This is a genomic window from Citrobacter sp. wls708 (assembly GCF_005281255.1).
GTDB lineage: Bacteria > Pseudomonadota > Gammaproteobacteria > Enterobacterales > Enterobacteriaceae > Citrobacter > Citrobacter werkmanii.
Map to the genome: position 1 here is coordinate 97,973 of NZ_SZXE01000003.1, position 26,769 is coordinate 124,741.

Consider the following 26,769-nt stretch of genomic DNA (forward strand, 5'->3'; position numbering starts at 1 on the left):
AATCAGATAAAGTGCTTACGCAAACGCTGGGAAAGGAAATCCAGCAGGCTGACGGTGACGATGATTAACACCATCAGGGCGCAGGTTTGCTGGAACTGGAAGCCGCGGATCGCCTCCCATAAGGTCACGCCGATACCGCCTGCGCCCACCATGCCGACCACCGTGGCCGAGCGAACGTTGGACTCAAAACGGTACAGCGAGTAGGAGATCAGCAGCGGCATCACCTGCGGCAAAACGCCGTAGAGGATCTCTTCAATTTTGTTGGCCCCGGTGGCGCGAATGCCTTCTACCGGACCCGGTTCAATGGCTTCTACCGCTTCGGAAAGCAGCTTGGAGAGCACCCCGGTAGTGTGGATAAATAGCGCCATCACCCCGGCGAACGGACCTAAGCCGACGGCGACCACGAACAGCATGGCGAAGACCATTTCGTTGATGGCGCGGCAGGCGTCCATCGCTCTGCGCATCGGCTGGTAAATCCACCACGGCACGAGGTTATCGGCGCACATCAGGCCGAAAGGAATCGACAGCACCACGGCGAGGGCGGTACCCCAGACGGCGATTTGCAGGGTGACGGCCATTTCACCGAGATAGTCCTGCCACTGGCTGAAGTCCGGCGGGAAGAAGTCGGCGGCGAAGGTCGCCATATTGCCGGAATCCTGGATCAGCGTGAGCGGAGCCATTTCGGCACCTTTCCACGAGACCACCAACACGGCGAGAAGAATGGCCCAGCTCAGTAGCGAGAACCAGCTACGTTTGGGCGGGGCGACGGTGATGGTTTGCATGTTTAGCTCCGTTGGTACGTGTGTTTGCGTGGTAGGCCGGATGGCGCTGCGCTTATCCGGCCTACAATCCGGTCTACAAATCACTGCACCGCTTTGGTGACGCTGGTCATAGCGCCCAGCGCGGCGGTCAGACGGTCCAGATCGTCGAGCTGCGCTTTCAGCGCCGAGGTTTTGCTGGCTTTCTGTTCCTCGTTCAGCCCTTTGTTGTCCTTCACGCCCTGCATCTCTTTAAACAGCGCCAGTTGACGAATTGGCACCAGTTGCAGGTCGCTGGAGGCACGGAACGGCGCCCAGCCCAGGCGTTCAAGTACGGTTTTCTGTTCCGGCGTTTTGCCGTAGTTCATAAAGAAGTCGTACACCTTGTCCTTGGTGGTTTCGGAGAGGTTTTTACGCCAGACGATCGGATCGCCCGGGATCAGCGGTGACTTCCAGATCACCTTCAGTTCTTTCAGTTTTTCCGGTGCGGAAGTTTTCAGTTTGTCGAGGTTTTCGGTGTTGTTGGTGGCGACATCGACCTGCTTGTTGGCAACGGCCAGCGCGTTGGTTTCGTGTCCGGCGTTAACGGTGCGTTTGAAATCACTGGCGGAGATGTTGTTTTTGGCGAAGACGTAGTAACCGGGGACGAGGAAGCCGGACGTGGAGTTGGGATCGCCGTTGCCGAAGGTCAGATCTTTACGTTTGGCGATCAGATCGTTCAGGTTGTTGATCGGACTATCTTTGTTAACGATCAACACGCTCCAGTACCCCGGGGATCCGTCGGCGGCGACGGTCTGGGCAAACACTTGTCCGTTAGCGCGATCCACCGCTTCCATTGCCGAGAGGTTGCCGTACCAGGCGATATCGACTTTGTTAAAGCGCATTCCCTGGATGATCCCGGCGTAGTCCGGGGCGAAGAAGGCGTTCACTTTTACACCCAGTGACTTTTCCATGTCCTTCAGGAACGGTTCCCACTGCGGCTTCAGGTTTTGCTGTGATTCGGTCGAAATAATGCCAAAGTTCAGCGCTTTTTCCTGCTCTTCGGCATGGACCGGGCTGAGCAGGGTGCTGAGACTAAACATGCTGGTAAAGGCCAGCGCGGCAACTGTCTTATAGCTCATTTCCATTCCTCATTGTGGGGATGTCAGGCAGCCTGCGCGTTCTGTGCGACGCGGTTCATGCTGCGGTAGAGATGGTCAAATCGATCGTTATCAAAATGCTGGCTGCTGCCGTCAAAGAAGACGTTGCCCTGGCGCAGCGCGACGATGCGTTCGCAATAGCGCAGGGCGTAATCCACCTGGTGCAGCGTGACGACCACGGTGATGCCGTCGGTCTGATTAATGTCGCGCAGGGTATCCATTACGATGCGTGCGGATTCCGGGTCCAGCGAGGCAATAGGCTCGTCGGCCAGGATCACTTTGGCCTGCTGCATCAGCGCCCGGGCGATAGCGACGCGCTGCTGTTGCCCGCCCGAAAGCGTGGAAACGCGCTGATACGCAAAGTGCGCCATGCCAACGCGGGTCAGCGCCTGGAGCGCGCGCTGTTTCTGCTCCTGACTGAACCAGCTAAAACAGGTGCGCCAGAACGGCGTGCTGCCGAGCGCGCCAATCAGGACGTTCTCCAGTACCGTCAGACGGTTAACCAGATTGAACTGCTGGAAGATATAGCCGGTGTGGGCGCGACTTTGGCGGATATCGCGTGCCAGCCGACCTTCGTGTTGGACGGTGCGACCCAACAGCTCAACATGGCTACCGGGCGATTTATCCCCGGTGATCAAACCGCTTAAATGACGTAAAAGGGTGGATTTGCCGGAGCCAGACGGCCCAAGCAGAGCCACCATCTCACCGGAACAGATGTTCAGATCAACCGCATTGAGCGCCTGATGCTGGTTGAAGGATTTGGAGAGTTTCTCGACGCGGATAATCGTTTGCATGATGCGGCCTCCCTAAAAAAGTGGCCCCATCGTGGCGGATCAATGTGACGTTTTCGTTAAGGGATGGTTACTCAACGATGAAGAGTTGAGCGATTTTTGATGACAGTACGGGAGGACAAGCCTCCCGTTGGATTACTCGGTAGGTTGCTGCTGTTTGACGACGTTGATCATCCACGGTACGCCATACTGGTCGCTCACTTTACCAAAACCGTGGGCCCAGAAGGTTTCCTGCCAGTCCATTTCGATTTTTCCGTTTGCCGCGAGGTTATCAAACCAGCGCTTGCCTTCGTCGACATTTTGCGTGTCGAGCACCAGCGTAAAGCCAGAGTAGTGGGCATTTCCATCGGGGGCGCTATCGCTCATCATAATGTCGCTGCCCGCAACACGCAGGTTGGCGTGGGCGATAGCGGTATCGGGGAATTTCATTCCTGAAGGGCAACCTTCTTCACTGTCCTGCGCCGATTTGGGCATTTCACCGAAGTTGATTTTGTAGAGCAGCTCGGCGCCTAATGTTTTTTGGTAGTAGGCGATGGCGTCTGCGCAGTTGCCTGCAAAGGAGATATAGGGACTTAACGGCATGATCTTTACCTCAGGTAAAAGAAACCAGTTAAGTGTAGTTAGCGTCTGCAAAAATAAACCAGGCGGGAAGTATGAGCTTCCCGCCTGGCAGATGAGCTGACACAGGCCTGATTAGCGCAGCGCCATCAGGCAATTTGCATCAGTTCTTTTTCACAAACTCTGATTTCAGCTTCATTGGGCCAAAGCCATCGATTTTGCAATCGATGTTGTGATCGCCTTCCACCAGACGAATGTTTTTTACTTTGGTACCGATCTTCAGCATTGAAGAGCTACCTTTTACCTTCAGGTCTTTCACTATGGTAACGCTGTCGCCGTCGGCCAGCAGGTTGCCGTTAGCATCTTTAACGATAAGTTCGTCGCTGTCCTGAGCCGGTTCAGCATCGTTCCATTCGTGAGCGCATTCCGGGCAGATGAACATGCCGTTATCTTCGTAAGTGTATTCGGAGTTGCATTGTGGGCAGTGTGGTAATGACATGTGGATTTCCTCAAAAGTCAGCAGGGGCAAATGCGCCCAAAAAATGGCAGATTGCCGAAAAAGGCCGCAATTATACATAAAATCCCTGCTTTTGTCGGGACTACTGCGTGATAAAGCAAAATGATCTGCTGTAAAGATCCTTTGCTTTCACAGCAATGAAGTATGGCGCAATATTTTTTAAGGGAAATTGCTACGCCAGGTTATTTAAGATAAGGTGAGGCGAAATAACTGATATTTATAGGTAACACCGCTTACGGGTGTCTACGTCCTGATGGTTGAATATCTCCTGGCCCCTTAATTTTAGTAGGGGAATTCAGCGGGTATTCTTTAAAACTGAACTACGCTGTTTATCTTTCTTACTTATTACATAAGTGAGAGGCATCAGGCCAGCGGTTATATGCCAAATTTATTTTAATAATATCAATTGGTTGTTTCGATTTTAATTATTTCCACACGTAATTATAAAAGCCGAAAATCTATAAATAAAACGATTAGGCTAAATAAAAGTAATGCCATTTGCGTTAAGGAAAAATTTTCCATGCACACACAGACAATATATGAATTAAGTCAGGAAGCGGAACGCTTGCTGATGCTCTCTCTTGAACATCTCCGGCAATTACAAAAATTGCCCATCACGTCGTTGGATGATGTCGCGCTGCAACATGGAGAGCATAGCAGACAGGTTGTTCAGCCCCTGCATTTCAGCGCGCGTGGTATGGATGCCCAGCAGGCGACGCTTAATAATGAGCTGCGCAAGATTACGCGTCTGGAAATGGTGCTGGCCATCGTTGGCACCATGAAAGCGGGAAAATCGACGACGATTAACGCGATTGTCGGCACAGAAGTTTTACCTAATCGTAATCGTCCGATGACGGCGTTACCGACGCTTATTCGCCATACGCCGGGGCAGAAAGAGCCGGTACTGCATTTTTCGCATGTCGCGCCGATCGAAGCCTTAATGAAGGTTTTACAGCAGCGCATGCGGGCATGCGATCGCCAGCGTCTTACGCAGACGCTGGAAATTGATAAGGATATGAACGTCCTGCTGCAGCATATTGAAAACGGCGTGGCATTTGAACGGTATTATCTTGGCGCACAGCCTATTTTCCATTGTCTTAAAAGCCTGAATGACTTGGTGCGTTTGTCAAAAGCGCTGGAGGCTGATTTTCCTTTTGCCGCCTATGCCGCGATTGAGCATATTCCGGTTATCGAGGTCGAATTTGTCCATTTGGCCGGACAGGCAAGCTATCCGGGGCAATTAACGCTGCTGGATACGCCGGGGCCGAACGAGGCCGGACAACCGCACTTACAAAAAATGCTGAATGAACAGCTGGCGCGGGCTTCTGCGGTCCTGGCGGTAATGGATTACACCCAACTGAAGTCGATTTCTGATGAGGAAGTCCGTCGGGCGATTATGGCGGTCGGGAAAACAGTGCCGCTGTACGCGCTGGTCAACAAATTCGATCAGAAAGACCGCAACAGTGATGATGAAGAGCAGGTGCGGGCTTTGATTTCCGGCACGCTGATGCAAGGCGGAATCACCCCTGAACGGATCTATCCGGTTTCCTCGATGTGGGGCTATCTGGCGAACAGAGCGCGTCATGAGCTAACCACCCGCGGGCGGTTGCCGGATCATCAGGTGCAACGCTGGGTACAGGATTTTGCCGAAGCGGCGCTGGGCAGGCGCTGGCGTACCACCGATCTTGAGGATACGGAGCACATCCGTCATGCCGCCGATTTACTGTGGGAAGATTCGTTGTTTGAGCAGCCGATCCAGAACGTGATTCATGCCGCTCACGCCAATGCTTCGCTGTATGCGTTACGTTCCGCGTCGCATAAGTTATTGAACTATGCGCAAAGCGCGCACGAATATCTGGAGTTTCGCGCCCACGGATTAACGGTGGCCTATGAAAAACTGCGGCTGAACATTACGCATATTGAAGAGGATATGCAGCAGTTACAGGTAAGTCAGGGGCGAGTGAGCGATGAAGTTAACCATGAAGTAGAACTGGCGCTCGCATCTGCCGCGACCTATCTCAATGAGCAACAAACTGAGATTCTGTGCGGCATCAATACGTTTTTTGTCAAAGAAAACGTCCTGATGATGTCACCGCACGGCCAGGGATCAGGCGCTATAACGGCTGAAATGGCGGGTGAAATGCTGGTGCTGCATGACGAAGGGCAGGCGAAAATCGTCTTAGATAAAATGCGCTCGTCCTGTGAAGGGGTATTGCTGGCAGCCCAGGAGAGTATTAGCCGGGATTTAGCGCTACGTTTTGAGCAGCTTGAGTCGACCCTGTCCCGGGCACTCAATGACGCTATGCGGCCTATTGAATTGCGGGTGAAAGAGGAGCTGAATCACGCTGGATTTCGTGCGCGGATCCGTTTTCCGGCCTTTCATGCGGCGATGTTTAATTTTAATACCCGCCAGCTATTTAATGAGGCTATTGAACAGGATATTCCGGCGGAAAATACGTCGTCTACTGGCGGTGTGGTGCGTGACACTTTCTCCCGTTGGCTGAACCAACCCAACTGGGGATGGAATGATTATGTCGAAACAAAAACGCGTTATCTCATTGATATGGGCGCGCTGCACAAGAGCCTTGTGCATTACGTTACCCAGTTTTGCCAACAAATTCGTAAAGCTTTGGTTGCTCAGGTCGATATTTCCGTTACGGCAGGCATGGCCACGTTTTTTGCTGATTTTTCGCTGTGTCTGGCGCAATTACAGGCGAGCCTGCGTGAGAGCCTGACCCTGCGCCAGCAAAATGAGTCTGCGGTGAATGCGTTGAATGAACAATTACAGCATCGCATTACGACGGCGGCATGGCTTTATGAAGATTCCCGCTTGCTGCGCGACGATATCAACACCCTTTTTGCAACTGAGCACACATGACTAACGTGTTACTGGAAGGCCCCGGGCGGACGCTGGAGTGTGTCTACCCGAAGTTTATGGTCGATCTGGTTCAAGGAGATGAAACCAAACGTTCCGGCGGTTTTCTGCAACAGCAGCAGCGGCTGCGTGCGCGCCTGACGCAGGAGGTGCTATCCCAGACGCAACTGCGGGCGTGGGTGATGGCGGGAGTGTCCAGCGAGCATCTGGTGATGCGTCTGAAGCTGGTGGAGAAGTTGGCGGGCATGATCGACCCGGGCCATCTGGCGCTGGTGCGCATCGCCGAACGGCTAATGTTTTTGCAACAGACCGAACATCCGCGGGGGCTGTCCACCCCCGGTCTCATACAGCAGATAAATTCGCTTACAGACTGGTTCACTCAACGCGGCGCGTATAAAGAGAAGGCATTGACGCAACGCGGCCTGACGGTTCAGGCGGGCGAGCACAGTGAGCAAATTTTTACCCGGTGGCGGGCTGGGGCGTATGACGGCTGGTCGTTACCCGGACGCTGTTTTGTCGCGCTGGAAGAACTGCGCTGGGGAGCTTTTGGTGACGCCTGCCGATTAGCGAATGCCGATGTGGTCTCAATGCTTAAAGACAATCTGCGCATCATGGCAGCTCAGACGCTGGCAGACAGCGTGAATGCGGCGCCCGCTACGCGTCATTATTATCATCATTGGCTCAGCGCGCCGACGGTTGGCGGCTCGGGCGAGCACAACGATATGTTGAGTTGGTTAGGCGACTGGTGTGATGCGCAGCGCCATCCGGTGAGCTGGTCGGTGACGCAGCGATGGCAGAATGTGGCGTTGGGAATGCCGCGATTGTGTTCGGCGAAACGGCTGGCTGATGCGATGGTTGAGGAGATTTTTGCACCGTCCCCACTCATCAATTGAGCAGGGACGGTCAGTGGGGCTAAGGCAGAGTTAGTGGTGCAGAGAGTCTGCCGGGGTAGCCGCCGTCTCGTTGGCGACCAGGTTTTTATTAAAGCGTTTGGCATACAGCGCGGTGATAATTGGCACCAAAATGGCGGTGACAATCACGCTGGCGGCGACCAGCGCTGTGGCGGAGGCGGCAACCGGTTCAAATGCCGGGTTAATCTGGGCGATAATCACCGGGTTTGCCACCGCAGCGCCTGCCGCAGAAGAGGCTGCCACACCTGCCGTACCGTTCCCGCCACCGATAACGCGGTCAGCAATAATCAGCGGGATACCGGTGATAACGATAACCGCGACGCCCAGCAGAATACCCAACAGACCGGTATCAACGATGACGCTCAGGTTAATGGTGTTGCCCAGCGCAAAGCCGAAGAACGGGATCAGCACCGGCGTGGCTTTGCTGAAGAAAGAACGCAGATCGTGATCCAGATTACCCAGCGTAAAGCCAATCAGGAACGGTAATACCGCGCCGATAAAATGGTGTGGCTCGAAGGAGGCCAGGCCCGCTGAACCAAGGATCACCATCGTCATCAACGGACCGGATTCCAGAGACATCAACACAAATGCGCCGGACTCTTCTTTCGTTCCGTACTGGTTCATCAGGCTGGCGTACAGACCACCGTTGGTCATATCCATCGCGGAAACAATTGCCAGTACCGAAAGTCCCGCAAAGAACCCGGTTTGAATACCGGTATCAGGAATAAATGACGCGGCTATCATTGCCACAACCCACGCCACGGCTATTTTGGTGATAACCAGCGTACCGGACTTACGTAATACTGTACCGGTTGCCCGTAAATCAATAGATGCGCCAATACAAAAAAACCACACTGCCAGAATAGGCACCGTTCCGCTGATCATACCTTTGGTAAACGAACCGAAATACGCGCCGGTATCGGGAGCCAAGGTATTTAACACTGCGCCTAATAACAGGGGAATCAACATCATTCCGCCGGGGATGCGTTCAATCGTGGCTTTAATTTTCATAAACGTCCTCATATCTTGTCGCAGGCACTATATGCGCAAGGAGTTAAAAATTAATAAATTCAAATGGTTACTAAAATTTCTTAACAAAGGTAATCGCTATCTCTTTGTTTTATAGAATCTAACGCGGCATACGTTGAGCATGTTGCTGCTCCCAGGGATATTGCGTCTGGAATTAGTTTGCATTCATGGGAACGTTGATTCAATCAAAATAAAACGATGTTTTAGTTATCTTCATCACATATTCCGCGCAAAAGTTCTCAAGCGCTGTGATTATTAAAAAAGCTGTGATCTTTTTGTGAAGGGATTAGGTGATTTTTTTGCTAGCAGAATAATAGTGACCGCTGTGATTGTTGGCGCAATAAAGCGATTTATTCTTGTATTTAATTGTCAGTAAATCGCAAGCATGACATGTAAAAAAGCTGACTCAGAATGACCTTATTTACGCAGGTTGACGAAATGAAATACCATGTGTGAAGTTGATCACAAATTTAAACACTGTTAGGGTAAAGAGGTCATTAACCGCCCAATCAGGCGTCAACAGGTTCGGTTGTACTGCTCGTTTCCAGCCAGTGTAAGTAAACCTGCTACGCTTGTTACAGGGATTGCGTCTGTGCATTCCCCGCTCGGCGATGACCTTAGCGCATGTTGCGTTAGGAGCGTCGAACTGTGCGCGACAGGGCTAAGTCTAAGAGGACTGGTATGCTAAAAAGGAAAAAAATAAAACCCATTACGCTGCGCGATGTCACCATCATTGATGACGGAAAATTGCGAAAAGCCATTACCGCGGCGTCGTTAGGTAATGCGATGGAGTGGTTTGATTTTGGTGTTTATGGGTTTGTTGCTTACGCATTAGGTAAAGTGTTCTTCCCGGGGGCTGACCCCAGCGTGCAGATGGTTGCCGCGCTCGCCACCTTCTCTGTTCCCTTTCTGATTCGACCGCTTGGCGGATTGTTCTTCGGTATGCTCGGCGATAAATACGGTCGTCAGAAGATCCTCGCTATCACCATTGTGATTATGTCGATCAGTACCTTCTGTATCGGTCTTATTCCCTCGTATGCCTCGATTGGTATCTGGGCGCCGATTCTGCTGTTGCTGTGTAAGATGGCACAGGGGTTCTCGGTCGGCGGAGAGTACACCGGGGCGTCGATTTTTGTCGCGGAATATTCGCCTGACCGTAAGCGTGGATTTATGGGTAGCTGGCTGGACTTCGGTTCGATCGCCGGGTTTGTGCTGGGCGCGGGCGTGGTGGTTCTGATTTCAACCATTGTCGGCGAGGCAAATTTCCTTGAGTGGGGCTGGCGTATTCCGTTCTTCCTGGCGCTGCCGTTAGGGCTGATTGGTTTGTATCTGCGTCATGCGCTGGAAGAGACGCCGGCGTTCCAGCAGCACGTTGATAAACTGGAACAGGGCGACCGTGAGGGCCTGCAGGAAGGTCCGAAGGTTTCGTTTAAAGAGATTGCGACCAAACACTGGCGTAGCCTGCTGGCGTGTATCGGTCTGGTGATTGCCACCAACGTTACCTATTACATGCTGCTCACCTATATGCCGAGCTATCTGTCGCATAACCTGCATTACTCTGAAGACCACGGCGTGTTGATTATTATCGCCATCATGATTGGTATGCTGTTTGTGCAGCCGGTGATGGGTCTGCTCAGTGACCGCTTCGGTCGTCGCCCGTTTGTTATTATGGGCAGTATTGCGCTGTTTGTGCTGGCCATTCCGGCATTTATCCTGATTAACAGTAATGTCATCGGCCTGATTTTTGCCGGGCTGCTGATGCTGGCGGTGATCCTCAACTGCTTTACCGGGGTGATGGCGTCAACGTTACCGGCGATGTTCCCGACGCATATTCGTTATAGCGCGTTGGCGGCGGCATTTAATATCTCGGTCCTGGTTGCGGGTCTGACGCCGACCCTGGCTGCCTGGCTGGTGGAAAGTTCGCAGAATCTGATGATGCCTGCTTACTACCTGATGGTGATTGCGGTGGTTGGTTTAATTACCGGTATCACCATGAAAGAGACCGCAAATAAGCCACTGAAAGGGGCGACGCCTGCCGCTTCGGATATTCAGGAAGCGAAAGAGATCCTTGGTGAGCACTACGATAACATCGAGCATAAAATCGAAGATATCGATCAGGAAATTGCGGAATTGCAGCTTAAGCGTTCGCGTCTGGTGCAGCAGCATCCGCGTATTGATGAGTAATCAGCTTTCAGGCCTGCGGGTAGCGTTGTACTCAGTAGGCCGGATAAGGCGCCAACTGCCATCCGGCGCATTATGTTGATCTATCACAGCGACTTAAGGTTGGCTTAATATCCTTCAGGCAAACTCTCCTCCATAGTTTCGGAGGAGAGTGTCATGAAAACCCGCATTTATGAAAGTTTAACTGCCCTGTGTAGCGTGCTGATCGTCAGCAGCTTTTTGTACGTATGGGTGAGTTCTTACTGAGCTTTCGCTAATTCCACCCAGGCGCGAGTGCCGCTCGTTCCCTGACGATTCTGCAAATAGAAATGCCCGTGATGTAGCTGGGTGATCCGACTGACAATGCTCAGCCCCAGCCCAATGCCGCCAAAACGGCTGTCCATCCGTACAAACGCTTTGCTTAACTCCCCGCATTTACTTTCATCAATGCCTGGACCTTCATCTTCGACGGCCATGACGGCATCATGTTCGGTATTCAGGCCGATCGTAATAGTAGTGCCTTCCGGGCTGTAACGGTGGGCGTTCTCTACCAGATTGCGCAGCAGCATGCGTAACAGCGTTGCGTCGCCACGTACGACAACGTCCGCCGCGCTTTGCGGGAGGAGCAGCGTCTGCTGGCGCTGGTCCAGCATGGTGCTGAGTTCGTCATAGGAGGGCAGAATCACGTCCTCCAGCAGTTTGACATGTTGGTAGCTTCCGGCCGAAAACGACTGCCCGACGCGGGCGAGTTGCAGCAGTTGCGACACGCTGTCCATCATTTGGTCAAGGCGGGCAATTAACGGCGAAACGTCGACTTTATGGGTTTTGGATAATAATTCCAGATGCAGGCGAACGCCTGACAGCGGCGTGCGTAGTTCGTGGGCGACATCGGCGGTAAATAAGCGTTCGTTTTCGATAGTGGTGGTCAGCCGCGTCACCAGCTCGTTGAGCGCTGAGACGACCGCCTGTATCTCAACGGTTGAACTGTGAATTTCAATGGGGGCCAGGTTATCGGCTGCCCGCGCTTCTAACTCTTTTTGCAGATCCGCCAGCGGGCGAGTAATACGTCGCACTGCCTGGTAGCAAATCAGCAGCGTCAGGCTGACCATAAAGATGCCGGGGACGATCAGGCTGGCGATGGCCTCGCGGATCTCATGCATGATGTGGCGATCGTTGTTACGGTTATCGCGCAGCGCCTGCTCGAATAACTGTATTTGCTCAGTACTTTCGTGCCACAACCAGAAGGTGCTAATGAGTTGAAAGACCAACAGAATTAGACCTATCGTCAGTATTAACCGTTGGCGAAGAGGGAGCGGTCGTTTTAGATATTGCAGCAGCTTCACTTAGCTTTCCTCAGTGGCGACCAGCATATAGCCAAATCCCCTGACCGTGCGGATACGTGATTTCCCCACTTTATCGCGCAGATTATGGATGTGGACTTCCAGCGTATTGGTCGACGGTTCGTTATCCCAACTGTAGATGTCGTTATACAGAATTTCCCGGTGAACCGGACTGCCAGCCTTGAGCATCAGGCGCGACAGGAGCGCGTATTCTTTCGGCGTTAAGATAATCTCTTGCCCGTCCATCCACACCTGGCGACGACCGATATTCAGCGTCAGGTTACTGACAATTAACTCACTTTCACCCTGATTGTTATGACGACGCAGCAGCGCCCGGATGCGGGCGTGCAGTTCTTCCAGCGCGAACGGTTTGACCAGATAGTCATCTGCACCCACGTCCAGCCCGCTGACCCGGTCTTTCACCGTATCGCGGGCGGTGAGGATAAGCACAGGTACGGTGTATTTTTTCTGCCTGATCCGGTTCAGGAAGTGCAGACCGTCTTCATCCGGTAAGCCGAGATCCAGAACCACCAGACTGTAATGTCCGGTCTCCAGGCATTGTTCCGCTGCCCGGGCGGTTGATACGCCGTCGCAGGCATAGCCTTCTGTTTGCGCGGCGAGTATCAGTCCCTGTAATAACAACGTATCGTCTTCAACAATCAGAATTTTCATTCGCTTAGCCTCCCCGGCAGGGTTGCAGAATATCATCTGCCGCCTGATATTTCTGTGTTTGCACGCCCGTTAATCCCAGCAGAGTCGAGAACAGATTATCCTGTGAGAAATCTTCTGAGCTTGCCCGTTTTTGCAAACATGTCTGAGAGACCTGATAGCGTTGCTGATAATCTTCTGAGAGCCACAGCAGCATCGGCACATGTTTTTGCGTATCTGGCGCAATCGAATACGGCAGGCCGTGCAAATAGACGCCATTTTCCCCTAAGGATTCACCGTGATCGGAAAGATAGACCAGGCTGGTGGTGAAATTATCCTGATGCTCTTTCAGTATATTGATTGCTTTATCAACAATATAGTCAACATAAAGAATCGTGTTGTCGTATGTATTGACCAACTGTTGCTGGGAACAGGTCTGGATCTCGTTGGTGTCGCAGGTTGGCGTAAATTTCTTGAACTGCGCAGGATAGCGGTTGTAATAGGTCGGACCGTGGCTGCCGATGGTGTGCAGCACAATCACGCCGTCACCTTGCAGATTATTAATGTACTCTTCCAGCCCGTGGAACAGGACGTCATCATAGCATTCACCATCAATACACTGTCCCGGCAGGTTCAGCTTAGTCATATTCTGGTGCGGCACCCGATCGCAGGCTCCTTTACATCCACCGTCGTTATCATTCCACAGCACGTTAATTCCCGCCCGCTGGATGATGTCGAGTACGCCTTCCTGATGCTGCGCCAGTTCTTCATCATAGTGCGCGCGCGGCATATCGGAGAACATGCAGGGCACAGATACCGCCGTGGCCGTACCGCAGGACGTAGTGCGCGGGAAATAGACCACATTATCTTTTTCCAGTAGCGGGTTGGTCTGGCGCGCATACCTGGACAGGGAGAAGTTGTCGCCGCGGGAGGTCTCGCCGAGAACCACAATCGTCAGGTTTTTACGCTTTTCTTTTACCATCAATGGATTGCGATGCGCATCTTCGCCAATGCGTACCAACGGCAGGTGGGCTAGCCTCTGGTGCGAATACCATGATGACGTCGCCACAATGCTGTTGGATGGGCTGAGGGATTTCACCAGTTCTTTGTTGTTGCGAAACAGTGAGGCGTAATCTTTATAGAAGAACGCGGCGACCAACACGATCAGCAACGCGGAGATCAGAATGTTCGCGCCACGGAACAACACGCTGCGCAGCACTGGAGTAATAGGCTTGATTCTTATCCAGCAGGCAATCAGCGCGGCCAGAATACCGCTCACCCCGAGCGTAATTACCATTCGCGGCGTCATCAGGGCGAAGGTTTCGGCGGGCGTGGTGTCCATCATATTGGCAATCATCGAGCGGTCGATGATGATGCCGTAGGTCATGATGAAATATTGAGCCGATGCGCCAACCAGAATGAAAACGCACGCCACCAGGCGGTTAAGCCACAGGAATGAGGCCAGCGTCAGCACGATGTTCATAACGCTGAAAGCGACAACCGGCATTGATAAAAACACCAACACGTTGCGCACAGAATCCAGGGGCAGGTCTTGCAGCACTTGTTTATAGAACGCAATGTTCAGAAAAGTCGCAAGATAAAATGAGAGCAGCAGAAGCCAGCTGATTAACCCGAGAGTGGGCCTTTTAAACAGGTGCTTTAACATTAAGGGGGATTCCATCGACTAAGTGGTGCAGATCCTCTCAAAGTAAAATTAAGCCAACCTTAAGTTCTTAAGATTGGCTTTTTGCAGGATGGCGGCTATTCACCAGTGCCGCTGACGTTAACTATTTTTTACCGGGGCATCTAATGGATAGGGGTTTTTATGGATCCGGTTGTAGTTAAGTGCGTACAGCGCGGTAATAATCATCAGTGTGACGAACGACCACATCACCTCTTTGGCGCCAGAACCGATCACTGCCCAGATGCAGTAGACAAAGGCGATAAAGGTTACCGCCAGATACAGCGGGCGCGCTTTGCCGAAGTGACCATGACCGAGCAGCAGCAGCGCAGCGCAGGTGTACAGATATGGCACCAGCGTGAAGATGACCGAAACCGAAGAGACCAGACCAAACTCTTTTGCGGCGTTCGGCGACATGCTGCTGAACTGGAAAATGGTCATCAGGATACCGACGATAATTAACCCGGCCACCGGGGTACCGGCTTTGTTAACGCGGGCAAAAATCGGCGGGAACAGCCCGTCATCGGCCGCCGCTTTGGCAGTTTGTCCGGCCAGCAGCGTCCATCCGCCCAGTGAACCAAGACACCCGGCAGCGGCGCAGAAGGAGACGATCGCGCCAGCGGTGTCGCCCAGCGCCATTCTTGCGGCATCACCGAACGGCGAGGCCGAAACACGCAGCGCAGCGTTAGGGATCATCCCCATAATCGCCGTTGTGGAGAGCACGTAACAAACGGCGGCAATCAGCACCCCGCCAATGGTGGCGATAGGCACGTTACGTTTGGGATTTTTAACCACGCCTGCCGCGACGGAGGCACTTTCCACCCCGATAAATGACCATAAGGTCACGTTCAGAGTGCTTTGAATTGCGCCGAAGGTATTCATACCGCTGACGTTCCAGGCCGCCATATAGGTTTCACCGCGGAACCAGAACCAGCCGAAGACGGCAATCCCAACAATCGGCACCAGCGCCAACACCGTTGCGACGGCCTGTACACGGGTGATCATTTTCGGGCCGACAATGTTCAGCAATACGAAGATCCACAGCACCACGACACAGGTCAGCGTCAGGACCAGCGGATCTTTTAAGATGGGGAAAAAGTAGCTCAGGTAACCGACGCCAATGACCACCATGGCGATGTTACCAATCCAGCAGGCCAGCCAGTACAGGACGTTAGTCTGGTAGCCTAAAAAAGGACCGAAACAGCGGCGGGCATAAGCATAAGAACCACCGGGACTGGAGTCTAAGGACGACATTTTTGCGTACACCATCGACAGTGCCAGAGCACCGATAATCGTGACCAACCATCCGTAGATTGCAATCCCGCCAGTTGACGCAAGGTTTGCGGGTAGCAGGAATACACCGGAACCCATAATATTCCCCGACACCATAAGGGTGACGGGGATTAAGCCCACTTTGTGAGCATCAGCATCCGTCGACATATTTTTTAACTCCTGATAAGGATAAATGACGGACTTATCATACCTCTTCAAAAGACTATTTTATGATGACGGAGCTGGGGTATCGCTAATGCTGATATTATTATGGCTTATCGCTAACTGATTAAAACTCAGGCAGCGGATGGCTCCCGATGTTGACTAACATAATGCAGTGGCGTCATCCCATAGAACTCTTTGAATACGGAAATAAAGTATGAGGTACTGTTATATCCGCACAGTTGAGAGACCTGGGAAATGTTTTTCTCGTCCATCAGGAGTTGATTGACGGCATAACGCATGCGACATGTGGTAATTATTTGGCTGTAACTTGTATTTTCGCTTTTGAGTTTCTTCTTTAACAAGCTGGGACTCAGGCATAAGCAACTGGCGACCATGCTTAAATTCCAGTCTTTGTGTATGTCGCTTTCAATAATGTGATAAACGCTGTCGCTGATACGACTACGCAGCATATGCATGAGTAAAGAGATAAATTTTTTGCTGTCAAGGAAGCGTGACAACACCGTGAACAGTAGTGAGCGTGTGCGCTCTCTTTCACCTTCGTCTACTGTTTCCATTACGCTATGTTGGGCGGCCACCCGGAAGACATCCGGCGTCAGACAGGTAGCGGTGATCACTGGGTTAGCACTCCGCTGCCAGAATGGGATCTGTGAAAGGTCCTTATTTAAAAAACGCAGATAGTCTTTAATGATATCGCGGCTGATATGTACGACCAGTGCGTTATTAAGTGATGAGAAGTCGATAATATTATTATCACATGCCACCAATGCCATATGATTAGCTTTTAAACTGATGGCTTCTTTACCGTTAATCCTTAACCAAACATCCTTCTCCGTTAATACGACAACACACGCTTCTTTGCTGCAAAGTCTCATACCCAAACTCCAGGAATATGACATAAACTACCGTAACTTACCATTGGGCAAGAAATAACCGGCAAATGAAATTGTGTGATGAATCAAGACAGGCGATAAAATAGCGATATTTAGATTAATTACAATATCTGTAGGGATTATTGCCGTGTACATAAAATTTTACGCAAGTGGCAACGTGCAATTTTCGTATAAAAAAAGCGCGGGGTGGTCCCGCGCAAAAAGGTATGACAATGTTATTGTTTTGCAGCAATACTCAGGAATTACTCAAGCATGACATGTCATCCTTCAAATCGGACTATCTCAAAAAGACATTATGCTTTCACGCACATGACGTGATACACACCGTCAATAATTTCCGTTCCTTCGGTTTCATGTTCAAATCCAGGGAAATGGTGGTCCCAGGACTGCAACGAACGTAGATAACTAATCTGCGGGCTATTGGCGTCGCCAAAGTTTTCACCGGACAACAGCATCGGAATTCCTGGTGGGTAAGGAATCACAGAGTTCGCTGCTATACGGCCCTGCAGATTTTCAATGGCCACCATCTCAACGTTATCGCTGACTATCGCGTTATAGGCTTCACGCGGTGTAATTTCAGCAACAGGCAGGCCGGAGTAGGCTGCATTGAGACGGCTGCCAGGGTTGTTCTCTTTCAGCCAGGCAAACATGGTGTCGCCAAGATCGTGAATGCCCATGTTTGCGTAAGTGTCTGGATATTCCTCAACCAGTTCAGGCATTACCTGTGCCAGCGGAGTATTCGCATCGTAGTGATGTTTGAAAGAGCACAACGTGTTGATCAGTGTGCCCCATTTCCCACGGGTAATCCCCATTGAGAACAGGAACATAATCTGGAAGTCGGTGGTACGCGTCGGCACGATACCGTGACGGCCAAGCCAGGCGGTGACCAGAGCAGCAGGAACACCAGTCTCTTCCAGTTCGCCATCGTCGCCCATACCCGGTGCCAGAATGCTGACTTTAATCGGGTCCAGCATGCTCCAGTTATCCGGCAGATCTTTAAACCCGTGCCAGGATTCGCCCGGACGCATTACCCAGCAGTTCTGGTCAGTGGTCAGGAGTTGGGTTGGCGCATCGGCAAAGTCATAGGTTTTGCCGGTCTGCGGATCGGTTACCACTTCTTTGTTCCACGGTTTGAAGAACCAGTCGCCTTCGGCGGTGAATTCTTTGTACAGCCGCGCCATGGCCTGACGGAAATCGACTGCTTCGTCAATCACTTCCTGGGTGAGCGACAGGCCGCTGTTACCATCCATCATGGAAACCGCCACATCGTTTGATGCGCAGATGGCATACAGCGGAGAGGTGGTGGCGTGCATCATGTACGCCTGGTTAAAGCGGGAGAAGTTCACGGCCCCACGACCTTCACGGACGTGAATATAAGATGCTTGGGAGAGCGCATTCAGCAGTTTGTGAGTCGAGTGGGTGGCAAAAACGGTAGGGCCGTTATGATCGCCCGGCGCGCCACGCATGGCGTAGTGGTCGGCATAAATTGGGTTAAAGCGGGCATAGCCGTACCAGGCTTCATCGAAGTGGATACGATCGCTGGTTTGCGCGAGCAGGTCCTGCGCCTCTTTTGCGTTGTAGCAAACGCCGTCATAGGTACAGTTAGTCACGACGCTGTATGACGGTTTTTGTCCGGCTTTGCCTTTTGTCAGTGGGCTTTCACTGATTTTTTTCTGCAATGTTTCAGGCTGCATTTCCTGCGGGTAGATAGGCCCGATAATGCCGTAGCGGTTGCGGCTAGGCACCATGTATACCGGTTTTGCCCCGGTAAGGATCAGCCCCTGTTCAATCGATTTATGGCAGTTGCGATCCAGCACCACGACGTCGTTGTCGGTCATACAGGCTTGCATGATGGTGCGGTTAGAGCCGGAAGTCCCGACCACCACGGACCAGGAGCGGTCAGCGCCAAACACCCGGGCGGCATATTTTTCGCTCTCGCCAAATGCGCCAGTATGATCCAGCAGTGAACCCAGGGAGGTGCGTTCGATACCCATGTCGGTACGGAATAAGTTTTCGCCGTAGTAGTCATGATAGAAACGACCGGCTGGGGTTTTGGTAAAACCGACGCCGCCCTGGTGGCCAGGCGCCGCCCAGGAATATTCATGGATGTCGCTGTATTTCATCAGCGCGCTGAACAGCGGCGGCAGAAGCTGCTGGCGGTAACGAGTCATCGCCGCCACGGCGCGCCCGGCGATAAAGTCTGCGGTATCTTCCAGAATCCAGGCGAATTCATCGACAAGCTCCAGCAGGTCGCGATCCAACGATGCGGTGGCTTTTTCGCGATCGCCCAACAGGAAAACAGGAACGTTTTGCTGGCGCTCGTGGAGCTTGCCGATCAATTGCCTGACATTCAGGTGCTCATCTTGTTGTTCCATTTGATAGCTGAACATCAGGCAATCAATGGCTTCATTTGCGGCGAGGATGGCGTAACCATCGTCGAATGAGGTGGACTTAATGACGGTAACATTCTGGCGGCTTAATGCGTCAGCCAGACGTTCGACAGCGCTACCGACCCAGGTGTCCTGATGCAGAAACTCACTTTCAACAATTAATACTTTCATCATCTTTTACCCGGTTGTGGAAAGGTTGCAATTTATGGATTGCAGACACACCGTATGAATGTGACGCAGGCAAGTATTATCCTGAGAAAATGGGCTGTAAAGCGGGTGAAAAATAGTCTATTTTGTATTTTATATGTTTTTAAACAATGAGTTATGCTGTGTTGAGGGCGGATTTTAACCGCCGTTTATCGACAGGGGGACTATTTTTTTGGCTGATACTGATATTGCTGAATGGCAAGCATGCAGGCCGGATGTGGATCAGCAACATCCGGTAATGATTTCATTCAGTTGGCGGTGATTAACCCATAATGGCGCAGTTGCTTGCAATGCGTTCTCGCCAGTAAAATCACGGTGGTTAAGGCCCCAAGCAGGGCGCAAAACATATCGGATTGGGTATCCCACGGGTCGCCCTGCGTGCCGAGAAAATCATCAGCTCCTTGACCCATTGCCAGCGCCGCCCACCATTCGATCAGCTCATAGGTCGCGCTAATCGCCAACGCCACGCAGCAGACTAAAAATGCCAGCATTTTTCGGCCACGGACAATATTACCGCGCACTAAAATCTCTCGTGCCGTCAGCGCTGGCACCAGCCCCTGAAAGAAGTGACCCAGCTTGTCATAGGGATTGCGACTAAGATCCAGCCATTCCTGAACCTGAAAACCGACGGGGACTTTGGCATAGGTATACATACCGCCGACCATCAGAATGATGGCGTGAAAGAAAATTAGCGTGTAGAGCAGCGGCGTCAACGGGTAGCGCTTTACGGTAGTCAGCAACAACGGTACGACGATAATGACCGGCGTGACTTCCATCAGCCAGGTGATTTTCTCAGTGGCACAGATGCCGGTGTAGATAAGGATCAGCGCCAGAATCAGCGCGCCAGACTGCAAAATCATGGGGTTCAGTGTGCGGAGCATTATGAATTCACACGTAATGGAAAAGATTACTATTCCCTGTGAGCAGCAAAAATTCAACGCCAGTAAATGGGGGGATTAAGGTGGCCCGGGGGGATCGCTGGACTGACGCCAAAAGTTTAGTGTCAGTCCAGTGCCGGGCCGAATAGGTTACTTCGCGCAGTTAGCGCATTGTTTGCTGACGATTTGCTGGAAGAAATCGTTGCCTTTATCATCGACCAGGATGAACGCCGGGAAATCTTCTACTTCGATTTTCCAGATAGCTTCCATACCCAGCTCCGGGTATTCCACGCATTCCAGATGCTTAATGCTCTGCTGCGCCAGTACCGCTGCCGGTCCGCCGATGCTGCCTAAGTAGAAACCGCCGTGTTTGTGGCAAGCGTCTGTCACCTGCTGGCTACGGTTGCCTTTTGCCAGCATGATCATGCTGCCGCCGTGTGACTGCAACAGGTCAACATAGGAGTCCATACGACCTGCGGTAGTCGGCCCTAAAGAGCCGGACGGATAACCCGCTGGCGTTTTTGCCGGGCCCGCGTAGTAGATCGGATGATCTTTCACGTACTGCGGCAGACCTTCGCCGGACTCAATACGCTCTTTTAGCTTCGCGTGGGCGATGTCACGACCAACAATAATCGTGCCGCTCAGTGACAGGCGGGTAGAAACCGGGTACTGCGAAAGCTGGGCGAGGATCTCTTTCATCGGACGGTTAAGGTCTACCTTAACCACTTCGCCTTCGCCAGCCTGGCGCAGAGATTCGGGAATGTACTGACCTGGATTATGTTCCAGTTTTTCAATCCAGATCCCTTCGCGGTTAATCTTGGCTTTAATGTTACGGTCCGCGGAGCAGGAAACGCCCATACCTACCGGGCAGGACGCGCCGTGGCGAGGTAGACGGATCACGCGGATGTCATGTGCGAAGTATTTTCCGCCAAACTGAGCGCCGAGGCCGAGTTTCTGTGCTTCGATCAGCAGTTCCTGTTCCAGTTGCAGATCGCGGAACGCCTGGCCGTGGGCATTGCCTTCAGTCGGCAGCGCATCATAGTAGTGCGTGCTGGCCAGCTTCACCGTTTTAAGGGTGCTTTCCGCTGACGTGCCGCCAATGACGAATGCAATATGGTACGGCGGGCAAGCTGCGGTACCCAGCGTACGCATTTTTTCCACCAGGAAGTTTTTCAGTTTTCCGGGAGTCAGCAGCGCTTTGGTTTCCTGATACAGATAGGTTTTGTTGGCTGAGCCACCGCCTTTGGCCACGCACAGGAATTTGTATTCATCACCGTCCACGCTGTACAGATCGATTTGCGCAGGCAGGTTGGTGCCGGTATTCACTTCTTTGTACATATCCAGCGCCGCGTTTTGCGAGTAGCGCAGGTTATCTTCAATATAGGTATTAAATACGCCTCTGGAGAGCGCGGCTTCATCGCCGCCGCCGGTCCACACGCGCTGGCCTTTTTTACCCATGATAATGGCCGTACCGGTGTCCTGGCAGGTTGGCAATACGCCTTTGGCGGCGATTTCGGAGTTTCTCAGGAACTGCAGCGCCACGTACTTATCGTTTTCGCTGGCTTCGGGATCATGGAGAATTGAGGCGACTTGCTGTTGGTGTTCAGGGCGGAGCATAAAGGAGGCATCGTGGAAGGCTTGCTGAGCCAGTAGCGTAAGTGCTTCAGGGGCTACTTTCAGGATAGTCTCGCCTTCAAACTCGCCGACGCTGACGTGATCGGATGTCAGCAGGTAGTACTCAGTTTTGTCTTCCCCCAGTGGGAAAGCCGCCTGGTAAGTGAATTCAACTTTTGACATTTGCTTCCAGCCTTTTCATTTTTATCAGGAATTTAGAAATTCACTGTGTCTTAAGAGTGGCGTGCCGTACCAACGCGGACGGCACGCGAACTGTGATTACAGGAAACCGTACATTGCGGCGAATATCCAACCAAAGACACAGGATACGCTTACGCCGATCAAGCCAGGCAGAATGAAGCTGTGGTTGATAACGAAGCGGCCGATGTGGGTGGTACCGGAACGGTCAAACTGAATAGCAGCCAGATCGCTCGGGTAGGTCGGCAGAATGTAGTAACCGTAACATGCCGGCGCCGAAGCAACGATGTATGCTGGATCAACCCCGATTGCCAGCGCGACCGGAACAATCGCCGCCAGCGCCGCTGCCTGGGAGTTTACAAACTTGGATACCAGCAGCAGAACAATTGCATAGGCCCACGGATACTCTTTCACCATATTACCCAGCACACCTTCGATTTCTGTCATGTGCGCACCGAACATTGTTTCGGCCATCCAGGCAATACCGTACACCGCCACAATCGCGATCATACCGGAACGGAAGACTTCGTTTTTAGATATTGAAGCGGGATTGGTCTTCGTCAGGATAATAATCAGCGCACCGGTCAGCAGCATGAACATCTGGATAACCAGTACCATGGACAGAGGTTTGCCGCTGAAGGTAGGGCGCAGCTCAGAGAATGCGCCGAGCACAGCAACCACGGCGATAGCGGCGAGGAAGATCCACATGGCCAGCCAGTTGCTTTTCGGCAGTTTTTTATCTAACAGCGTGGCGGTGTCGCCATAAACATAGTTGTGGTTTTCAGGTACGGAAATAAACTTCTGGAATTCTTCATCTTTATCCAGATCTTTACCACGGAACCAGCTGAAAATACCGATAGCCAGTATACCCAGCAGGGTAGACGGGATGGTGATGCTGAGCAGGTCGAGGAATTCGAGATGTTTACCTTCAAACGTCACATTACCCAGCATGGCGACCAGTGACACCACGGCTACGGAAACCGGGCTGGCGATAATACCCATTTGCGCACCGATAGAACTCGCCGCCATTGGACGTTCCGGGCGAATATTATTCTTAATGGCAACGTCATAAATGATTGGCAGGATGGTGTATACCACGTGGCCTGTACCACAGAGAATCGTCAGGGTGCAGGTAACAAACGGCGCGACGATAGAAACGTATTTTGGGTTACGGCGCAGCAGCTTTTCAGCGATTTGCAGCATAACGTCAAGGCCGCCGGAGGCTTGCAAGGTTGCCGATGCGGCCACCACGGCAATAATAACCAGCATAACGTCTACAGGTGGTTTACCCGGCTGGAGATGGAAAACGAAAACCAGAATGACCAGGCCGATACCGCCTAATAAGCCCAGTGCGATACCGCCCTTTCTGGCACCATAAAACAAACATATTAATATTATGAGAAGTTGTATACTAAATAACATTTTATTTACCCTCGCGAAAAACCCAGTCAATTTTTTGAAAAATGGATCTGTGGCACATTCTTTTTTGCCAGAATAAGCATCAAAAAATGGTCAGTATTCGATATGTCCGTATTTGCGATTAATGTTCAAATGTCTTGCTAGAATGTTTTTTTAAAGTTATGGCGATATTTATTTTTTTTCTGTGGCGTTGAACAGAGGAGAAAATCCTCAGGCGATGGGAAGCAGAACTGGGCATAGAGAGCTGCGGTTGACGCTGTAATTTATCTGTTTTGCGTTTTCCGCTATGACATGAACCACGGACAGAATGAGTGAGTGGGTTATTTGTGTGATCACGGTCACGCCATTTCATTATGTAATGAGATCGGCGTACGGATACTTTTATTTGCTCACAAAAATGTACGGTGTCCATGGTACGTAGCATGGTCTCCATTGCTACCAGTCCAGATTTTGTATGTCTGGTTAATTTCAGACTAATCCTTTATGGGTAAAAATACACACTCTGCGAGTCAGATAATACTTAATTAACTTTTGTTAGCGATTTTGAAATTAAAAACAGTGTGATGTTTATCAATATTGAAATATAGCTTTTGACATGCTGTGTACAAATATATTTGATCTAACGCAAATTGATAATGCTTCTGCTTCAGCCAGTAAAATAGGGATTTTTCATTATTTTAATAATTGTTACTTTCAAATAACAAATAATCCCCAAATGTATTTATTGGCAATATTGTTTAAGCAATGAGTATTGCTCTGCCTGAACGCGGTAACGATAAACAGGTCTACCGGTCACGCCATAGTGGATGCTGGTAAATAAGATGTGACAATTAACCAGCCAGATAAGGTATTTACGGCAAGAGACGCGGGAGATATTGACCTCATTGGCCAGCTCATCCGTAGAGAACTCCTGATCCTGGTGCTCATCAATCCACTGGCACAGCGTACGTAATGTTTGTGGCGTTAGCCCTTTGGGTAAGCGGCGTACTTCCTGCTCATTGGAGGAGCTGCCGTGAATAAGTTGGTCAAGCTCAGACTGTTCATAGTACTGATGCTTTTCCATCTCTGTTTTCTTATGTAGCCAGCCGGTTAGCGCTTCTTCAAAACGGGAAGCCTGGAAAGGTTTGATCAGGTAGTCAACGACACCATAGTGCAGAGAGTCTTTGATGGTGGTCGCGTCAGCGGCGGAAGAGATGACAATAACATCACACTTGCAGCCTTTGCTGTGCAGAACGGGCAGCAGATCCAGACCGTTTTCTTTTTGCATGTAAATATCCAGCAAAATCAAATCGATATGATGACCGCTATGAAAGATGATCTCTTTGGCTTTCTCCAGCGTAGAGGCTGTTCCGCAGCAATGAAAACCGGAGAGTTGCGCGACATAACGACGATTTAATTCCGCTACCATTGCATCGTCATCGACAATTAAGACATTGATCATCTGCTGGCCCTCTCACCATTCCACGGTAACTGTACAAAAAATTGGGTGAAGACCCCAGGTTCAGACTCGACGGAAATATTGCCGCCAACACTTTCAACCTGCTGTTTCACAAGTGCTAAACCGACGCCTCGTTCGGTTCCTTTTGACGAGACGCCCTTCTCAAAGATGTGCTCAATGTGTTCAGGGGCGATCCCTGGACCATCGTCATTCACTTCGCAATGCAACCAGCCGTGTCGATAGTGCAAGGATACGCTGATCTCGCCACCGGGTTCTTGACCTAGCGCCTCCAGGGCGTTTTCAATCAAATTCCCCAAAACGGTAATCAGCACCGCTACCTGATCTTCATTGCTGTTTTCCGGCAATTGGCTTTCATTGCTAATGACCAGACTATGACCTAAATCAGATGTGCGATTAATCTTACTGAGTAAAAATCCAGCGATCACCGGAGATTTTATTTTTCCTAACAGTGAGCCAATCTCTTCCTGATAATTGTTCGCGGTCTTCAGGATGTAATTTTCAAGCTGCTTATAACTTTTCAGGTGCAATAATCCCAGAATCACGTGCAATTTGTTCATGAATTCGTGGGATCGTTCACGAAGTGCGTCGGCATAGTTAACCATACCGTCCAGGCGTTGCATCAGTTTCCGAACTTCAGTTTTATCGCGGAACGTTGAAATGGCCCCGATGATTTTTCCGTTGCTGAGTACCGGAACAGTGTTAATTAAGAGTAGCCGATCTTTCACCGTGATCTCTTCATCGCGGCGTGGCGTTCCATCGCGTAGTACTTGCGAAAAATCGACCACCTGTGACCACGCGTGGCTGAGCGTTGAGAGCTGGGCATCGTCTTGGGATTTGTGGTAATCAAGCAACTCCTGCGCCGCCTGGTTTATTAGCGTGACCTCACCACACTCGTCAACGGCAATGACACCTTCCTTTATAGAGTGCAGCATCGCCTGGCGTTGTTCGAACAGATTGGAGATTTCATACGGCTCCAGGCCAAACAGAATGCGCTTAAGGACTTTGACGAATACCCATGTGCCGAGTAACCCAACCAGAACGCCAAACAAGATGGACCAGAAGATGCTGCCGCGACTGTTATTGATCTGCTCAGTCACTCTGCTTAGCTCAAGGCCGATCGCCACCACGCCAATCTGTCGGTGATGCTCATCATAGATAGGGGTAAACACGCGCAGAGCTTTAGCCAGAAACCCGCGATTAATGGCAACATTCTCTTTGCCCTGCAGAGCCAGCAAAATGTCATCACCTTTAAATGGCTGGCCGATTCGCTGCGCTTCGGGATGGGAATAACGAATGCTTTGCATATCGGTGACGACGATGAACAAAAAATCGTTGCTCTTATTCACCGCCTGAGCTATCGCCTGAATACCGCTTTCCTCGGGTTTTTTCATTAACCCTTGGCGGATCTCCGGCGAGTTTGCCAGCGTCCGCGCGACCGCAAGCGCTTTATCCGCTAATGCATCGCGTGTCATGTTGCTGATTTGCGAAAAGTAAATCAGATGAACAACAAGCAGCACTGAGAAGAGTACTGCACTGACCATGAGGATCACGGTAGTGCCGAGCTTCATTGGGCGTTTGCGTATAGCAGTACGTTGCAGAGAGTGTCTCATCACGGTCCTGGAATCACGGTTTGTGCGGGTATTATCGCCCGACGGCATGCGTAATTCAAAGGTGGTAAGGAATGTGGGCTTAGGCTGCCAATACTTCTTCTATATATAGAGTGTTCTGGGCCGGTTCTCTCCATTTTTCAGTAATGCGTACCGGTAGTTTTTTGACGATTGTGGATAACTCTGTGTGTAAATGGGTATAAGGCGGGGTTTTGCTGTGGAATGCAGCAGTCAGTCATTTT

Annotated in this window: 21 protein-coding genes; 4 read left to right on the top strand and 17 right to left on the bottom strand. The window is 51.3% G+C overall.

The features are described 5' to 3' along the window. Positions 1-2: 2 nt before the first annotated feature. From phnE to FDW97_RS02240, 5 genes are all read right to left on the bottom strand, one after another. Entirely contained in the window at positions 3-782 is a 780-nt protein-coding gene (gene phnE / locus FDW97_RS02220; protein WP_038636402.1) for a phosphonate ABC transporter, permease protein PhnE, read from the bottom strand. Between the two features lie 80 nt (positions 783-862). Continuing rightward, positions 863-1,879 carry a phosphonate ABC transporter substrate-binding protein gene (phnD, locus tag FDW97_RS02225; protein ID WP_038636405.1) on the bottom strand — a complete coding sequence of 339 codons (1,017 nt, stop codon included), beginning with the start codon at positions 1,877-1,879 and terminating at the stop codon, positions 863-865. A gap of 23 nt (positions 1,880-1,902) precedes the next feature. After that, positions 1,903-2,691, bottom strand: a complete 789-nt coding sequence (gene phnC, locus FDW97_RS02230; protein WP_137350603.1) for a phosphonate ABC transporter ATP-binding protein — start codon at positions 2,689-2,691, stop codon at positions 1,903-1,905. Positions 2,692-2,823: 132 nt separating this feature from the next. Continuing rightward, complete coding sequence (gene yjdN / locus FDW97_RS02235; protein ID WP_038636411.1) at positions 2,824-3,270, bottom strand: VOC family metalloprotein YjdN; 447 nt, start codon at positions 3,268-3,270, stop codon at positions 2,824-2,826. Between the two features lie 139 nt (positions 3,271-3,409). Beyond that, positions 3,410-3,745, bottom strand: coding sequence for a zinc ribbon domain-containing protein YjdM (locus tag FDW97_RS02240; RefSeq protein ID WP_137350604.1), 336 nt, complete (start codon positions 3,743-3,745; stop codon positions 3,410-3,412). 538 nt (positions 3,746-4,283) lie between these two features. Between FDW97_RS02240 and crfC the strand changes: the two genes are divergently transcribed. Further along, complete coding sequence (gene crfC, locus FDW97_RS02245; RefSeq protein WP_085049658.1) at positions 4,284-6,641, top strand: clamp-binding protein CrfC; 2,358 nt, start codon at positions 4,284-4,286, stop codon at positions 6,639-6,641. Further along, positions 6,638-7,531 carry a diguanylate cyclase regulator RdcB family protein gene (locus tag FDW97_RS02250; RefSeq protein WP_069325135.1) on the top strand — a complete coding sequence of 298 codons (894 nt, stop codon included), beginning with the start codon at positions 6,638-6,640 and terminating at the stop codon, positions 7,529-7,531. Before crfC ends, FDW97_RS02250 begins: the two co-directional genes overlap by 4 nt. Before the next feature lie 30 nt (positions 7,532-7,561). Here the strand turns inward: FDW97_RS02250 and kdgT are convergent, their stop codons facing one another. After that, positions 7,562-8,560 (bottom strand): 2-keto-3-deoxygluconate transporter, encoded by a 999-nt coding sequence (gene kdgT, locus FDW97_RS02255; RefSeq protein ID WP_051594499.1) that lies wholly within the window; start codon positions 8,558-8,560, stop codon positions 7,562-7,564. A 699-nt stretch (positions 8,561-9,259) separates the two neighbouring features. Between kdgT and proP the strand changes: the two genes are divergently transcribed. Both proP and pmrR read left to right on the top strand, forming a co-directional pair. Next, a complete protein-coding gene (gene proP, locus FDW97_RS02260) occupies positions 9,260-10,762 on the top strand; it encodes a glycine betaine/L-proline transporter ProP (protein WP_038636419.1) in 1,503 nt (500 codons plus the stop codon). A 153-nt stretch (positions 10,763-10,915) separates the two neighbouring features. Next, entirely contained in the window at positions 10,916-11,005 is a 90-nt protein-coding gene (pmrR, locus tag FDW97_RS02265) for an LpxT activity modulator PmrR (RefSeq protein ID WP_038636421.1), read from the top strand. Here the strand turns inward: pmrR and pmrB are convergent. The 11 genes from pmrB to FDW97_RS02320 all read right to left on the bottom strand — a co-directional run bounded on the left by pmrB (position 10,999) and on the right by FDW97_RS02320 (position 26,530). Continuing rightward, positions 10,999-12,081, bottom strand: coding sequence for a two-component system sensor histidine kinase PmrB (pmrB, locus tag FDW97_RS02270; protein WP_038636424.1), 1,083 nt, complete (start codon positions 12,079-12,081; stop codon positions 10,999-11,001). The two genes, pmrR and pmrB, sit on opposite strands and share 7 nt — an antisense overlap. Beyond that, a complete protein-coding gene (gene pmrA, locus FDW97_RS02275; RefSeq protein ID WP_038636427.1) occupies positions 12,082-12,750 on the bottom strand; it encodes a two-component system response regulator PmrA in 669 nt (222 codons plus the stop codon). Between the two features lie 4 nt (positions 12,751-12,754). Next, positions 12,755-14,392, bottom strand: a complete 1,638-nt coding sequence (gene eptA / locus FDW97_RS02280; protein WP_137350605.1) for a phosphoethanolamine transferase EptA — start codon at positions 14,390-14,392, stop codon at positions 12,755-12,757. Positions 14,393-14,509: 117 nt separating this feature from the next. Continuing rightward, positions 14,510-15,847, bottom strand: a complete 1,338-nt coding sequence (adiC, locus tag FDW97_RS02285; RefSeq protein ID WP_038636433.1) for an arginine/agmatine antiporter — start codon at positions 15,845-15,847, stop codon at positions 14,510-14,512. Between the two features lie 128 nt (positions 15,848-15,975). Then, the gene (locus FDW97_RS02290) at positions 15,976-16,737 is read right to left on the bottom strand and encodes an AraC family transcriptional regulator (protein ID WP_069325137.1); all 762 of its coding nucleotides are present in this window, start codon (positions 16,735-16,737) and stop codon (positions 15,976-15,978) included. Between the two features lie 311 nt (positions 16,738-17,048). After that, complete coding sequence (adiA, locus tag FDW97_RS02295; RefSeq protein ID WP_110498768.1) at positions 17,049-19,316, bottom strand: arginine decarboxylase; 2,268 nt, start codon at positions 19,314-19,316, stop codon at positions 17,049-17,051. A 284-nt stretch (positions 19,317-19,600) separates the two neighbouring features. Then, a complete protein-coding gene (locus tag FDW97_RS02300) occupies positions 19,601-20,233 on the bottom strand; it encodes a DUF2238 domain-containing protein (protein WP_069325139.1) in 633 nt (210 codons plus the stop codon). Positions 20,234-20,380: 147 nt separating this feature from the next. Beyond that, complete coding sequence (gene fumA, locus FDW97_RS02305; RefSeq protein WP_038636444.1) at positions 20,381-22,027, bottom strand: class I fumarate hydratase FumA; 1,647 nt, start codon at positions 22,025-22,027, stop codon at positions 20,381-20,383. A 96-nt stretch (positions 22,028-22,123) separates the two neighbouring features. Continuing rightward, a complete protein-coding gene (gene dcuB / locus FDW97_RS02310; protein ID WP_003031873.1) occupies positions 22,124-23,464 on the bottom strand; it encodes an anaerobic C4-dicarboxylate transporter DcuB in 1,341 nt (446 codons plus the stop codon). A gap of 718 nt (positions 23,465-24,182) precedes the next feature. After that, on the bottom strand, positions 24,183-24,902 hold the full coding sequence (gene dcuR, locus FDW97_RS02315; protein ID WP_038636447.1) for a two-component system response regulator DcuR: 720 nt from the start codon (positions 24,900-24,902) through the stop codon (positions 24,183-24,185). Next, entirely contained in the window at positions 24,899-26,530 is a 1,632-nt protein-coding gene (locus FDW97_RS02320) for a sensor histidine kinase (protein ID WP_038636450.1), read from the bottom strand. Before FDW97_RS02320 ends, dcuR begins: the two co-directional genes overlap by 4 nt. Positions 26,531-26,769: the final 239 nt, after the last annotated feature.